At 44.1% G+C, this 13,432-nt stretch carries 17 protein-coding genes; 7 read left to right on the top strand and 10 right to left on the bottom strand.

All coding sequences use genetic code 11. From position 1 onward, the window contains the following. Positions 1-347: 347 nt before the first annotated feature. From RS881_RS11725 to RS881_RS11705, 5 genes are all read right to left on the bottom strand, one after another. Positions 348-1,766, bottom strand: a complete 1,419-nt coding sequence (locus RS881_RS11725) for a porin family protein (RefSeq protein WP_315821238.1) — start codon at positions 1,764-1,766, stop codon at positions 348-350. A 43-nt stretch (positions 1,767-1,809) separates the two neighbouring features. Next, positions 1,810-2,334: a hypothetical protein gene (locus RS881_RS11720; protein ID WP_315821237.1), complete on the bottom strand. Its 525-nt coding sequence runs from the start codon at positions 2,332-2,334 to the stop codon at positions 1,810-1,812. Continuing rightward, positions 2,300-2,869, bottom strand: a complete 570-nt coding sequence (locus RS881_RS11715) for a carboxypeptidase regulatory-like domain-containing protein (RefSeq protein WP_315824444.1) — start codon at positions 2,867-2,869, stop codon at positions 2,300-2,302. Before RS881_RS11715 ends, RS881_RS11720 begins: the two co-directional genes overlap by 35 nt. 422 nt (positions 2,870-3,291) lie before the next feature. Then, positions 3,292-4,386 (bottom strand): hypothetical protein, encoded by a 1,095-nt coding sequence (locus tag RS881_RS11710; RefSeq protein ID WP_315821236.1) that lies wholly within the window; start codon positions 4,384-4,386, stop codon positions 3,292-3,294. 131 nt (positions 4,387-4,517) lie between these two features. Next, positions 4,518-4,703: a hypothetical protein gene (locus RS881_RS11705; protein WP_315821235.1), complete on the bottom strand. Its 186-nt coding sequence runs from the start codon at positions 4,701-4,703 to the stop codon at positions 4,518-4,520. Between the two features lie 460 nt (positions 4,704-5,163). On the opposite strand from RS881_RS11705, the gene RS881_RS11700 reads away from it, so the two are divergent. The 3 genes from RS881_RS11700 (at position 5,164) to RS881_RS11690 (ending at position 6,949) form a co-directional block, all read left to right on the top strand. Continuing rightward, positions 5,164-5,739 (top strand): response regulator, encoded by a 576-nt coding sequence (locus tag RS881_RS11700; protein WP_315821234.1) that lies wholly within the window; start codon positions 5,164-5,166, stop codon positions 5,737-5,739. A gap of 104 nt (positions 5,740-5,843) precedes the next feature. After that, positions 5,844-6,716 (top strand): TlpA disulfide reductase family protein, encoded by an 873-nt coding sequence (locus tag RS881_RS11695; RefSeq protein WP_315821233.1) that lies wholly within the window; start codon positions 5,844-5,846, stop codon positions 6,714-6,716. After that, complete coding sequence (locus RS881_RS11690; protein WP_315824443.1) at positions 6,674-6,949, top strand: TlpA family protein disulfide reductase; 276 nt, start codon at positions 6,674-6,676, stop codon at positions 6,947-6,949. The genes RS881_RS11695 and RS881_RS11690 overlap by 43 nt, the downstream gene beginning before the upstream one ends. A 149-nt stretch (positions 6,950-7,098) precedes the next feature. Here RS881_RS11690 and RS881_RS11685 read toward each other — a convergent pair whose 3' ends face one another. Both RS881_RS11685 and RS881_RS11680 read right to left on the bottom strand, forming a co-directional pair. Beyond that, complete coding sequence (locus RS881_RS11685; protein WP_315821232.1) at positions 7,099-7,371, bottom strand: hypothetical protein; 273 nt, start codon at positions 7,369-7,371, stop codon at positions 7,099-7,101. 157 nt (positions 7,372-7,528) lie between these two features. Continuing rightward, entirely contained in the window at positions 7,529-7,987 is a 459-nt protein-coding gene (locus tag RS881_RS11680) for a hypothetical protein (protein WP_315821231.1), read from the bottom strand. Between the two features lie 346 nt (positions 7,988-8,333). Between RS881_RS11680 and RS881_RS11675 the strand changes: the two genes are divergently transcribed. After that, complete coding sequence (locus tag RS881_RS11675) at positions 8,334-9,104, top strand: hypothetical protein (protein ID WP_315821230.1); 771 nt, start codon at positions 8,334-8,336, stop codon at positions 9,102-9,104. Between the two features lie 7 nt (positions 9,105-9,111). On the opposite strand, the gene RS881_RS11670 is transcribed toward RS881_RS11675, so the two are convergent. The 3 genes from RS881_RS11670 to RS881_RS11660 form a co-directional block, all read right to left on the bottom strand. Further along, positions 9,112-10,389, bottom strand: coding sequence for a flavin monoamine oxidase family protein (locus RS881_RS11670; RefSeq protein ID WP_315821229.1), 1,278 nt, complete (start codon positions 10,387-10,389; stop codon positions 9,112-9,114). Between the two features lie 73 nt (positions 10,390-10,462). Next, a complete protein-coding gene (locus RS881_RS11665; protein ID WP_315824442.1) occupies positions 10,463-11,038 on the bottom strand; it encodes an alkaline phosphatase in 576 nt (191 codons plus the stop codon). A gap of 210 nt (positions 11,039-11,248) precedes the next feature. After that, on the bottom strand, positions 11,249-12,238 hold the full coding sequence (locus RS881_RS11660) for a phosphatidylinositol-specific phospholipase C/glycerophosphodiester phosphodiesterase family protein (RefSeq protein WP_315821228.1): 990 nt from the start codon (positions 12,236-12,238) through the stop codon (positions 11,249-11,251). Between the two features lie 228 nt (positions 12,239-12,466). Between RS881_RS11660 and RS881_RS11655 the strand changes: the two genes are divergently transcribed. Genes RS881_RS11655 through RS881_RS11645 form a run of 3 tightly spaced genes read left to right on the top strand, consistent with a single transcriptional unit; the run spans position 12,467 to position 13,397 of the window. After that, positions 12,467-12,688: a hypothetical protein gene (locus RS881_RS11655; protein WP_315821227.1), complete on the top strand. Its 222-nt coding sequence runs from the start codon at positions 12,467-12,469 to the stop codon at positions 12,686-12,688. A gap of 5 nt (positions 12,689-12,693) precedes the next feature. Further along, positions 12,694-13,215, top strand: a complete 522-nt coding sequence (locus RS881_RS11650) for a DUF3078 domain-containing protein (protein ID WP_315821226.1) — start codon at positions 12,694-12,696, stop codon at positions 13,213-13,215. A gap of 2 nt (positions 13,216-13,217) precedes the next feature. After that, entirely contained in the window at positions 13,218-13,397 is a 180-nt protein-coding gene (locus RS881_RS11645; RefSeq protein WP_315821225.1) for a hypothetical protein, read from the top strand. Positions 13,398-13,432 lie beyond the last annotated feature (35 nt).

Below are 13,432 nucleotides of genomic sequence, written 5' to 3'. Positions count from 1 at the left end.
ATCTACTTATTTAGTAGACTTCACTACAAATCATGCCGTTGCATAGCCCATCGGGCCTGTGTATCCCGTCAGAAGAGGAATAGACTTTGCTTTCCGCCCACCTTGGCTGGCTTAAAGTTTCGGATATTATAAGTAAAAGTGAGGAGCCAGTACCTGCGTAAGATGTTTATCTGCCGGTCGTTGATAAAGTTTTCGGCGGAATACCTTGTCACAGCTATATTCTGATTCAAGGCATCGAACACCGCCAGTTTTAATTGACCTTTATCCTCTTTTAAGAAAAGCCAGGTAATGCCTGCATTGAGCAGGAAATTGATCTTTGAATACCAGCCACTGCCTGTGAGTTATATTTATGATCCAGGGAGGTTTCCCAAACTATTTTTACGTGGCCAGCGTATCACCACATCCGTACTGATCCCATACCGGTTCACGGTCAGGTTATCAAAATCATTTCGCTCATACCTGGTGTTGTAAATACCTTTGCTAACGCCCAGGTTCCACTCGATCTTATCTTTCCAGTTGATCCCAGTCCTTACAAAACCGTTCAGGTCAGTAGTATTTACAAAACCTTTCAGGCTATTAACAATAATTAAGTTTCTATAATAATTAAGCGAGTACCCAATTGAGGTTACCAATTGGACACCCTTATCTAACCTGTATTGTTTATTAATGCTTGCCTGGTTAACAAAATGCTGGAGTCCACTTGCATTTACAGGATAAGTAGTTTGAATGCCGGTTTCATCCACCGTTCTGCTTCTTACAACCCCATTCCTGCTCAAATTTGCGTTGAGATACGCACTTATGGAAAGAGAACGGGAGGGAATGCTTTTGTAAAAGTTCAGGTAAATATTGTGAACCACTACAGGTTGCAGGTCAGGATTACCCTTGATCACATACAGGGGATTGGTGTTATCGGGTACTGTTTGTACATCTGAAATAGCCGGCGGTGTTACCGAGGCGCTGTATTCTACATTCAGTTCTTTCCAATCGATGGCAATGCCAGGAAAGAGGTAATTATAATTTTGCTGGAACTTATTGCTGTTGCCTGGACGGTATTTCAGAGCGAGGTGCTGATAGTTTGCTGAACCTGTGATGGTAAGGTCTTTAAAACTCCATACCCATGCAGCCGAAAAGCTATTACGCCAGGTGTTCCTGAAGATGGAATTGGAAAGCGTTTCATTCAATTCATCATACTTACCGCTTGAATTATTCCGGTAGTAAGTAGTAAGCCTGTCTTTATTGTCAAGAAACTGTAGTGCATAAACCAATCTGATCTTCGTGTTTTTGAATAAAGGTTCATTGTAAGTGAGGGTTGTATTGACCGATGTATTAGCAGGCATCCTGTTTCGCAGCTGATTAATATATAGGGTATCATCAGGATAAAGGATATTTTGCACAGCGTTGATCTGGTCATTATCAGTCCGGTTGAAATTCGCTAGCTGGTAGAAGCTAAATGTCCGGCCCTTCTTTTTAAAGGTCTTTATCACGCTGAGTATATGGTTATACCCAATATCCTTGCCATCAGCACCCTGCTGGTTGTTGCTCCTGTTTAAAAGCCCATTTTTATTACTCACCGTACTGATAGTTGTAAACCGGTCGCTATGTTGATCTGACAGCACAAAACCTGGCCTGAAATCAATCCTTGTGGAAGGATTCACCTTCATGCGGAGTGAAAAATTGATCCGGTGATTGGAGCTTGCTATGTTTTCATTCCTGTTGGTACGCGTATTCAGTATGGTATCACGGATAAATTGCTGCCGGTTATTCAATTCAACAATCTCACTTTTGAATGGCCGTAAAAGTATTGTGTATTCAGTGTAACATTCTTTTAAACACATAGTTGAGGTTAAATCCCGCCCCAGCTGACGTCTGTACGCCCTCACCAGTGGCACCGAATGAAATACCGTTAATCGTCAGGCCGCCATTCACGGTTGAAATGGCGCTGATACCGCTTCTGTCAAACCCTCCCAACTTTCGCACATCACTGAATCCGAAACCTGGCCTGTTCAGGTTATTGGCAAACCCCAAAATGCTAACCTGCAGGGTATCCCTAAACAGGTTGAGAATAGTTCCTGCTTCATACCGGTCATCGGTTCCTCCCCCGGCATAAGCTTTTCCAAACCAGCCTTTCTTGATTCCTTTTTTTAGTTTAAGGTTGACTACTTGCCCTATGGAAGCTTTTGCTTTATCCGGAAATTGTTCCAGTTCCTGCTCATCATTGGTTACCTGAACCTTATCAATGATATTGGCCGGGAGGTTCCGGGTAGCCATTTTGGTATCGCCACCAAAAAATTCTTTGCCATCAACGAGAATCCTGTTTACCCTTCTCCCATTCACCGTTATATTCCCCTCTCCATCCAGTTGAACGCCTGGTAGTTTCTTTAGCAGGTCTTCTACCAGGGCTGTTGGCAGGGTCTTGAATGAGGAAGCATTGAATTCGATGGTGTCTTTTTAATGATAATAGGGGACGTTCAGCATATACCAGCACTTCTTCTAATGACCGGTTGTCTGGCACCATTCGGATCGTACCGGGTGATCCCTGTGGATGTTCCTCTGTCAGCACCAATTCTATCCGGTAAACAGCATACCCGGAGTAGGAAATAAGTAAACGGAGTGCGGTATTCAATGGAAGGCCGGGCACCTTAAATTCTCCATCCGGGTTACTCATCCTGTAAGTTAGCAGCACCGTATCCTTAGCAGAAAATACAGCGACAGTGGCCAATGGCATAGGCTTTCCGGAAAGAGAATCAATAAGTTTACCAGTAATAGTGCCACCACCCTTCTGCTGTGAGAATAAGGTGTAGGGAAAACAAACAACCACATAAGCAGGAGACAGGTACGCATAACAGTGTTTATTGAAGCGCCGGAACACCGGCAAAATTTAGCTTATCTTATTTTTAGCAGCAAGCCAGTAAAAAGAGTCAGTAGCAATGCCATCACTCCAACACCAACTTGTATCCGGAGGTCTATGTCGAAAAAAATATTGGAACAACCACAATTACTGCCGGTTTTGATGAAAAGAAGTAAGCTATAAAGTGTATATCCTGTAAAAGCAACAATGGCCGGCCATACAGCGCCCGGATGGTCCCAAAAGATAAGACAAAGCACAGCTGTCGTATTAAGGGCTATTAAGCACCACGGAATAATCCCGGTCATTTCAGGAGAAAAAAATGACTCATGCCCAGTTTAATCGTGATCGTGTCCCTGTACTGATACAGGTAAAAGATAATTACCAATAGCAAGGATATGATGAGTATATGAGCAATCCTGGAAGCCTGGCTTGCCATGGGTTGCCTAAAAATGATTGATGGCATATTTAATGATTGACTGGTTTTTATACAGAACAAAGAGCACACCATCCTGTAGGGCTATACTGACAGGGCCTTCGGCTTTCCCGTTACGGGGTACAAAAAAGCTTTCCTTGTAATTTCCCTTTCTTTCGAGATCATACACATCAACCACATAGTCTCCGGATTCGTTAATTGAATTCAATAAGTACAGTTCATTGTTATACAAACAAGCGCTGGTGAAAAACATGATATCAGGTTTGATCTCCAACGATTTATTTTTCGGTGTGATAGACACATAAAACGCATGGGGCGCAGGGGTTTTGTCAATCGTTACCCCCTGTACCGCTGTTGGTTTACCTGATTTATTAAAGTAAATAAACCGGCCTGTGAAGGAGCAATAATAAACCAGGTAATCACTGGTACTATGAGTAATAAACTGGCCATCATAAGCCATAGAAGGGAAGGGCTTCTTGTTGGTTATTTGTAGCAGCTCATTCAATGACCAGGTAGCTTTTATACTATCCCTGGCTGCATCCAGCAAGATAAAATCCACATCCATCAAACTATCTCTGGGCTGTGCAAAAATATATTGATCGTCAGAAAGACGCCCTACCCTGTAAATCCCGACAGAATCGCGCAACTGCCGGCTGTATATAAGCGAATTGTCAGTAACGTTGTACCTTTTTATGGTCCTGTTACTAAAGTCGTATAGGAAAAGGCTATCATCCCAAAACTCAACAAACAACAGGTTCCTGTTGGTGGTCAAATAATTGGCTACTTTTTGTTCAAGTGGATTGATTCGGGAGAGGGCAGTATCGAAGAAGGCAAGCCGGGATGCCTGGTAATTGAGCCCTGCCAGTGTACATTGATTGATATGCAAACTCAGCAGTCGGCCATCTTCAAATACAGTCCGCCCGGTTGCACTAAGTTTCTTATTAACATTTCTTATAAAATCCCATTTATAGGAAGACTTTTTGTCTTTATACTGTACTGCAATACTTCCTGTAAGGGAAGCATAATCTTTTTGTTGCCAGGTATTGCAGCTTTGCAGGGTGGAGCATACAATGAAAATGAGTAAAACAACGGAAGGGAACTTCATGGGTATCAATTGAGATAGGGAAAACCCTGGGGTTAGGCCAGAAAGATAAGGTGGCGCTATCTGTTAGCTACTTGCTAGTAAACAGGCAGCATGAAATGGCGCCACCCTATTAACCATAGTTACTGAAGCAATTAATTTGCAACCAGTCTGCCGGTACCTTCACCTACTCCGGTGATTATGCACTTATTCTGGTTGGAAGCATCGCACATTTTTGCTCCGCCATCGCCAGGTACTTCTACTTCCTCCTGGGCAAAAGCGCCATATACAGAAATAGCCAATACGGCGCAAAGCATCAGTTTTTTTAACTTAGCATTCATTGTATAAAGTTGATGTGATTTAAAAATATCCCCTGTTTATCGGTAAGGAGATTTTTTACCTAGCCTCATTTTAGACGGACAAGGCTGAACCGCTTCCTGGCCGGGAATATTTTTACCTAAAGAATTGTTAATAAAAAGCCTGTGTTTGATGAATGTTGTTTTTAAGGAGTATTCTATAATTCTGGCTACTACCGAATGAATAAGTAACTAAAGTTATTTTCAATTGATATAGCTACCAATACGGAATACCACTACAGTTTATGCCAAAAGGCATTAAATTTAATTTGGTCCCGATATACTGCTTTCGTATATTCATTTTAGGTATATACAGTTACTTAAACCTTATCAGCAAATATGCCACCCATCAACATCGCCATAGCGGACGACCATGCACCTACCTTAACCAAAATAGCTTCTTACATCAACAGCAGAAAAAAAGTACAGCATAAACTTTGAAGCAGTGAATGGTTATGACCTCATGCTGAAAATGAACAGCGCCAAAAATCTTCCAGAGGTGGTCTTGCTGGATATCAATATGCCTGTAGTCGATGGAGTTTGTGTAGCTTTCTACCTTAGCTATCACTTTCCACAGGTTAAAATTATCGCTTTGTCCACCTATGACAGTTTGAAGATGATTGTCAATATTATGCATTCAGGCACCGTTGGGTACCTTTTAAAAACAAATATGGAATCCCTGCTCGATGAAGCCATTTCCCAGGTACTGGCAGGCAAGGTATTCCTTGATCCGCGTATTGAACTGGATGAACAACAATTGTATAATTTAGTGGTGAAGAAACATGAAAACAGCTTCAAAAAAGGGAACGCTTTTGGGCTCACAGCCCGGGAAGCCACCTTTGTTATTCTTAATGCTACCATGTTGACCTACGACCAGATTGCCAAGATCATGTTTGTGGAAACCAAAACCATTCAAACCTATTTTGACAGGGTATCCAAGAAACTCAATCTCAACAGCAGGCAGGCATTAACCATTTATTCCATCCAGAATGGGTTGTCCAAACTGGCCTTTTATTCCTAAATCCATTTCTTTAAGCCTGAATTCCAAACCATTCACCTTTCTCCCTAGCCGCAGTTTGGGGTCAGCCCGGATTTCGTTACCTTAGCCGTTACAAACTGAATCCCATGAATTTATCTACCCCGGCAAAAGCATTTATTGGCATTTTTCTATCCTTTTCCATAACCTTGCCTGTTCAGGCACAAACGTCCAAAAAAGGATTTATTATCAAAGGGCATATTGAGGGTATCACCAATAATACACCTATTTATCTTTTCGATATTGAAGAACAGGTAAGAATTGACTCTGCCATTTCCAAGAACGGCCATTTCACACTTAGTGGTAAGGTCAAAAGACCTACCACCTGCTGGCTGGAATGCAAGGACCAATACGCTATTTTACAGGTTGAAAATACCCTTATGGAATTTAAAGCCCCTATTCAAAACATGCGGCTATATGCATCCGCAAAAGGAGGCCGGGAACAATCGCTTCAAAATAAACTGGCTCAATTACAATTCCCGTACGACAAAACTTATATGAGCGCTTATGACAGTCTTGAACATAACCAATTTACCACTGAGCAGGACAGGAAAAGACTGGTAGACATTTTCAATACCAACCAGGACATCTCTCAACAGGTTTACATCAATTTTGGAAAACAACATCCCAACTCCTGGCTTGGACTGGATATCCTTTACCGGAACAGGGAACAGATAACTCCTGATACACTAAAGTTAATTTTCGATGAGCTAGACAGCACATTAAAAACATCACAGAAGGCAATATCACTAAGAACTTACCTGTACGGAGAATTAGCCGATATCGGTAAACTGTTCATCGATTTCACTGCCCAGACATTAGAAGGCGCCTCTTTCCGGTTATCTTCTCTAAAGGGAAATTATATTTTGCTCAATTTTTGGAGCGCAGCCTGTGTGCCCTGCCGGAAGGAGAATAAAAGATCAGTAAGAACTATGATAGATTTGATAATAAAATTTCCGTAGTCAGTTTTTCTATCGACAAAAATAAAGACACCTGGATGAAGGCCAGTAAATCAGACAATATAGTATGGACCAATGTTTCGGATCTGAAAGGGGACAACGGAATTATTAAAACAAAATATGGCGTTCAGGCCATACCCACCTCTTTTTTGATCAACAAGGATGGTATAGTCGTTGAAAAATTCGTAGGATTTGACCAGGATTTCAATGATAAGATAAACAGGCTGCTCAAATAGGCGCTGTTAGCTGGAACAACCATTCGTTTGCCTTTTCCTCTACCTGTTGTTGCTATAGCAACTTTGTTATCTGGCCCGGGTATTTAATTGTTACTCAAGCCGTTTGATGATTTCCTGTGCATGATAATACTTCATGGCATAATAGATAGTCAGCCCAAGCGTGATCTTACCGGCAATACAGAAAATAAAAACCAGGAACGCCAGTTCTTATGTACGGTTATATAAGGAGATCGTTCATATACGGGAATAGGATGAGACTGGTTGTTGCCATTGCCGCCACCTGGTGGTATTTGTTCGCGCCTGTATCGAACTACCGGCGAACTTCGAGTGAAGTTTTCCTGGCGTTGTTTAATTTCAGGAGGAGGAGGAGGCACTTCATGGTCAAAAGCCAATCGTTCTATCGAACGTTCAAAAGCAAACATGGCTTGCTACAATTCGGGATAATCAGGTAAGAGGTATTCAAACTCTATCCGTTCGGCATCACTTATCAATCCCAATACATAGGCTTCTACAATGCCACTTTGTATGTATGATTGTAAGCTCACTGCATATTTTTTTGCATGATCAGCAGGCTCTCCTTCAAGAGACGGCTGATTTCCTGTACCTCTTTTGTAATTGAATAGCCAGATCTTCTTTATCACGACCATGGAGATAGATCTCACTAAACACCAGTTTTTGCTCGTCTGACGCATTCTGTAATAAAGAAAGGTAGTACGTATTTTTATTTGCCGGGGCCGGATGGGGCTGACCATTCGCCCCCTTGGCCTTTTGCTTTCTGTAATCCAGGATTATTTTCCTGGCTTCTACCTGCATCCAGCAATATACGCTGAGAGTAGAAGTACAGGCTTCCTGGAGGCGGGCAGCCAGGGTACCGAATACAAGCACCAACACTTTTTCGGCTTCCTTTTCATCAGGAATAAACTGTAGGACATAGCCATACAACATGGAGCTATAATGGGAATACAGCAAATCAACCGCTGGTTCGACGCCGGCATTCAGCTTGGATTTCAGCGTCTCTTTAATATTGAGGGTTTCCAAATTGTAGAATGGTTTTCACAACAACTAATTTCATAGGTCGCTCCGCGTAATGAAAATAAGTAATATTACTTAACTCCATCAAAAAAAATCGTTGAAAATGCGGTTATTATCGGGTAAGTATGCCCTACATTACAAAAAGCCGTAGGTGCCCGTTATTGTTCTACCCAAATACCCTTTGTGTTCTATGAACAAGAAGTGGCCTGACTTAGGGCTGCTTCGCGGGCAGGCTGATCCGGTCAATAAGCCAATTCATCCATTGAAATTGTCATTTTGTAGGCTTGTGCTGGTTAGCAACATTGCCCCAGGGTAATTTTAGGGTCAACAACACACTGAGCCTTATTAAGACATGAAAAAGATTACCGGTATACTATTGTTGTGCCTGGGAGTAGTGGGCACGATGGCATTTGTAGCCGTCAATAGTATTTTTGACCAACTGGACATTGCAGAAGCAGAGGCCAAGGAAAGCATTTTCGACAATTTCAGGGAAAGCAAACTAACCTTTCCTGTTACATCGGTCATTAAGGGAATGGCTACCGGCAAAAGGGCCGGAGTAGTAAAAGAGCTGGGCGATTATATCCGTAAGTATACTAATTCACCAGCATTTGCAGAGGAATATAAAAGGTACGTGCAGCGGAAAACCCAAAAACCAGTTAATAAGGAAGAGAAGATACAGAAACAGATTGCCGAAACTAAAGCAGAGATCGCAGAAACAGAGAAGGAATTGAAAACAGCAACCGCCGATAGTAAGAAATTACTGGAGATGGCGCTTCAATTGCAAAAAAATATGTTGAAAGACCTGCAGGACCCCAACAGCCTTCAATACAATTATACAGTAGGTATCGGGGAAATGACACAAGCGGAATTTGATGCCGCCATGAAAGTGTATGAAAAGGAGTTTCCTGTTAATCCACAAGATATGGTGAAACAAAGGCTGCAGGATTTCCTGGCACTTACTGCTGATATCAATTTTGATGCCCCCTTGGATAGCCGTAAGCGTTTTGTTGATCCCAAACTGGAAGCCAGGGATGATAATTGGAAGCGTTGTTTCCGTAGTGGGCGGGAAACGATCACTGCTGCCAGGGTTTATGCCCAGCAATGGCTGAAGGAATTGAAATAGGCCCTTGTCAATTGGCCATTAACTTGTTGGCCGCTTCTCTTCCGCTTACCAGGGCCGCTTCCACGGTACCCGGGTGTGAACCTTCATAAAGTGCTTCACCGGCAAAGTATAAGGTATTCGATACAGGTTGTTGGAGTAATTGCCTGGCTGTTTTAGAAGGCAGCATATCGTAGGAATAAGCACCACGGGAAAAAGGATCATTACCCCAATCAGTTATGCGCCAGGCCACCAGTTGTTGTTCGAGGAAAATGAGTGGTAAACCAAATATGGCCGAGAGTGAATAAAGGGCATATTGTAACATCTTTTCCGGCGGCAGTTGGGCGAAAGCATTGGCCTGTGGACCATTGATCCAACCGGTTAACAAGGGCACGGGATGCGGCAATTGAGTCCACCAGGTAGGAAAGATCTCTTCGCTGAAAACAAAACCCAGTTCTTTTTCATATTCCTGCCAGAAAGGCTGTTTGAATTCAAGACTTGCTTTGATCACCGAACTGAAGCCTATTTGTTGAAAAGCCGTTATCTGCGGCTCAATGGCAGGTATAAAATCAATGGCATTTTTACCAGCATTTTCCTGCCATAAGCCAAGGGGTATGGTCACAATAACCTTACCAGCTGCAAATGATCGCCCATCGGTGGTGATGGCCTCTACCCCACCTGCTTTCCAATGCACCTCTTTTACAGGCGTGTTAAAGTGCAATACACAACGTTGACTCACACAGTGGGCCAGGAGAAAATCCGTTAGCTTTCCATAGCCGCCGCCAATATGGTACTCTTCCTCTTCATCTCCCTCATTTATCCATTCGTGACGTAGGGCAAGAATACTGGCTTTATTAATATCAGCCCCATCATAGCCTTCTGCAAAACGCTGTACAGAGCGCCTGAGTTCGTCAAAACGATGTTCGGGAAAATGGGTATTCAAGAAATCACGGATGGTCATATCATGCTCCAATCCCCGTAAATGCTCCAGCAAGATATCCCATCCTTCAACAAAATGATCCTGCCGATGCCAGCGGCCCTTGCGCACCTCGATCATACGGCCTTGTACGGGTGTGTAGGCAATTCCAGCTTCCTGTAAAAGGCCCAATGTTAAAGGCAGTTGACCATGTACAAATTCAGCGTCGGCCTCTACAGGTACGGTAAACCCATCAGGATGCAGGGTATCCATACGGCCTCCCGCACGGTTACGAGCTTCGAGAATGGTAACGGCATACCCTTGGGCCAACAAGTCGCGGGCGGCCATTAAGCCCGCCGCCCCTGCGCCAATGATCAAAACAGATGAAGCCATGTTTAGCGGTTGATAAAAAGACAGCTGCAAAACTCCGGCCAGTGATGTGGAATTGCTCAATTGGCAGTATTGGTCACGGGAATATCCAGGGCCTGCATGATCTTATAAAACAGCGCAGTATTCTCATACACGCCGCAGAAAAGCCTGGAATGGGGGCCATAGGCAAAAACGGGTACTGGAATAGAGTATGATCATCGGTCACAAACCGGGCACTGATATAACTACTGTCATAATTGCCATCCAATAAGGTAAGTCCGCCGGTTTCATGGTCGGCCGTTACGATCACCAGGGTTTCGCCATTGGTATCGGCAAACTGCAGGGCACGCCCCACCAGTTGGTCAAAATCCATCACTTCAGTAGCCAGCCAGGGCAGGTTATTGTCATGTGCGCCATGATCAACCTGGGCCCCTTCGGCCATCATGAAAAAACCAGCTTTATTACGGGCAAGTATATTGATGCACCTATCAAAAGCATCTTGCGACCAGGAGCCCCTACCCTTGAGCATGGATAAACGGGCGCGTTCATCGGCCACGATCCATTTATCCTGGGAGGTAACAGGCAGGCTATCGAGGGAAGTAGTGATCTTGAAGCAGTGGTTTTGGAGCGCCGACTTTGCCGCCTGATCAAGGGCTTTATTAGATGCACCCATCAATAACTGAATGGGAGCTGTAGCCAGATCGTTCAGGATACCTGCTCCATTGGGCGCTCGGTACGGTGTGCATAAAAAGCCGCTGGTGTGGCATCAGTCATATCGCCCGAAGTGATGAGGGCTGTACGCAACCCCTTTTATGTACATAATCAGGAATGAGCGATAAGGCCACGCCGGTATGATCTACCCCTACCGACCGGTTATTGGTTTTTACGCCACCGGCAAGGGCCGTGGCCCCGGGGCCGAATCAGTAATAAAATTATCATAGGAACTGGTTTTAGAAAGTCCAATACTGCGCATGTTAAATACATTGAGGCGGGCCTGGTTGGCAGTATAACCAGTATACCAATGGGCCAGGCCGGTACCATCACCAATCAACAGGATCACATTCTTTACCTTTTTATTGGCGCCATCGGCCTTATAGGTAGGCTGATAAGGGATATACGTTTTATCCTGGCGGTGACTATTATTCGGCAGTTTGCGCAAGAAGGCACCCATCTCTTCAGTACGATCAGTATTGAGGTAATCCACTTTCAATTTCATCAACTGGTACCAGGCATTGACATTATCAGGCGTAGCCCAAAAACGAACAGGTTTGCCCAGCGCATGTGCGGAGGAAATGAGCTGCTCCAGGGTATCGAGCTCTTTGGCCACCAACCTTCCTTTACCATTCCAGGCTGTGAACTTATGGAAGTCGGCGCTCATTAGGGCTATCCTTTCAAGGGCTGCGGCAGGATAGGTTTGCGTAAGGTTGCCATCAAACCAAATAAAGGCCGGGTATTGATGCCAGGTAGCCGGATCGGGTCTGCTGCCAGAGATCACAAAACGGATATGGGCATTATTAGCTAGCGAAGGATACTGGCGTAAAGCGGTTACCACTTTATCGAGAGTGGGAATGGCGGCTGTTTTAAGGTCAATGAGCACCTGCAATTTTTTAGTATGGTCGGCATAAGGATAACCATTATGGAGCCCTACTTCTTTATCGAGGGGTTGCAGGTACAGCCTTTCAAAGGTGGGGCTGATGCCTGGCTTTGCACTGTCATGGGCCACCCATAAGGTGTCATTGATGAGGTGCAGGTCGGCTTCTATGGAACCGAAGCCTTCATTGTAAGCCGCACGAAAAGGCAGGGGATTTTCATAATCGTTGTGCGAATGGGCATTGGCTGTAGTATAGGCAGCAGGTTGAGCCAGGGCCATCATGGCATAACAATTTACTAAACAGAGGAGTAATTGCTTCATGGAGGGAAGTTAAGCGTTCGGCGCAAGTTACTACTACGGGAAAAGGATTGAAGGAGGGTATAATTAAGAAATTATTACTAAACCGGTTTCGATGAAAGGGCGGGTCGTGAGTGATCAACGGCGGATATTTCCACTCAACCGTATTTGGCAACTTTTTTGCGGGAGGGTGCTTTTTTCAAAACAAACGCTATGAAATATGTATTCCTGCTGCTGGTCATCTGCAGCCTGCAAGTATCCGGACAAGACAAAACGATTCAGGGTTTAAAGAGTGAATCCAGCCGTACCATTAGTAAAAATGCTGCTGATACAAGTAAGCGGAAGTGGAAAACAGGTGGCACTTTCAACCTCAATGTAAACCAGGGAGCCCTCAGCAACTGGGCAGCAGGGGTGACAAATTCTCTTTGTCACTGACATCTTTGCTGAATTTATTTGCACACTACAAACATGGCCGTCATTCCTGGGATAATAGTTTGGACCTGGCTTATGGTATGGTAAATACGACCAGCCTGGGACAGCGTAAATCAGACGACCGGATCGATTTCGTTTCCAAGTACGGTTATGAGCTGGATAAGAAATGGTACCTGAGTAGCCTGTTGAATTTCAGGAGTCAGTTTGCCAAAGGGTATGCTTATCCTACTGATTCCACCAAAGTATTAACGTCCAATTTCATGTCGCCGGCCTATGTGGTACTGTCGCTTGGTATGGACTACAAGCCAGTGCCTGAGTTTTCGTTGTTCCTATCGCCCATTACAGCCAGGTGGGTCATTGTCCAAAATGATTCTTTGGCATCAGTAGGCGCTTTTGGGGTAGACAGTGGCAAGAATGTAAAAATGGAGGTGGGCGCCTATGCATCCATCAATTGGGATAAAAACTCACTCCTACTACTTCCTACAAAACCAGGCTGGAACTGTTTTCCAATTACCGGCATGATCCCTTAAATGTGGATGTATTCTGGACCAATATAGTAATGGTTAAGGTAACCAAACTGATCAATATGAATCTTTCCGTTGATTTGATCTATGACAATGATGTAAAGACCGTAAAGGCTAATGGTACAGCAGGCGGCGCCACGGCCCAGATCAAGGAGTTGCTGGGGGTAGGATTTGTCTATAAATTTTAAAGAGCTCTTAACCACCCAATGAAGCTTTTCTTCTT

It is taken from the genome of Paraflavitalea speifideaquila (genome assembly GCF_032395985.1).
GTDB lineage: Bacteria > Bacteroidota > Bacteroidia > Chitinophagales > Chitinophagaceae > Paraflavitalea > Paraflavitalea speifideaquila.
Note: the sequence above shows the minus strand (reverse complement) of the source record. Positions and strands in the feature narration are given on the sequence as shown.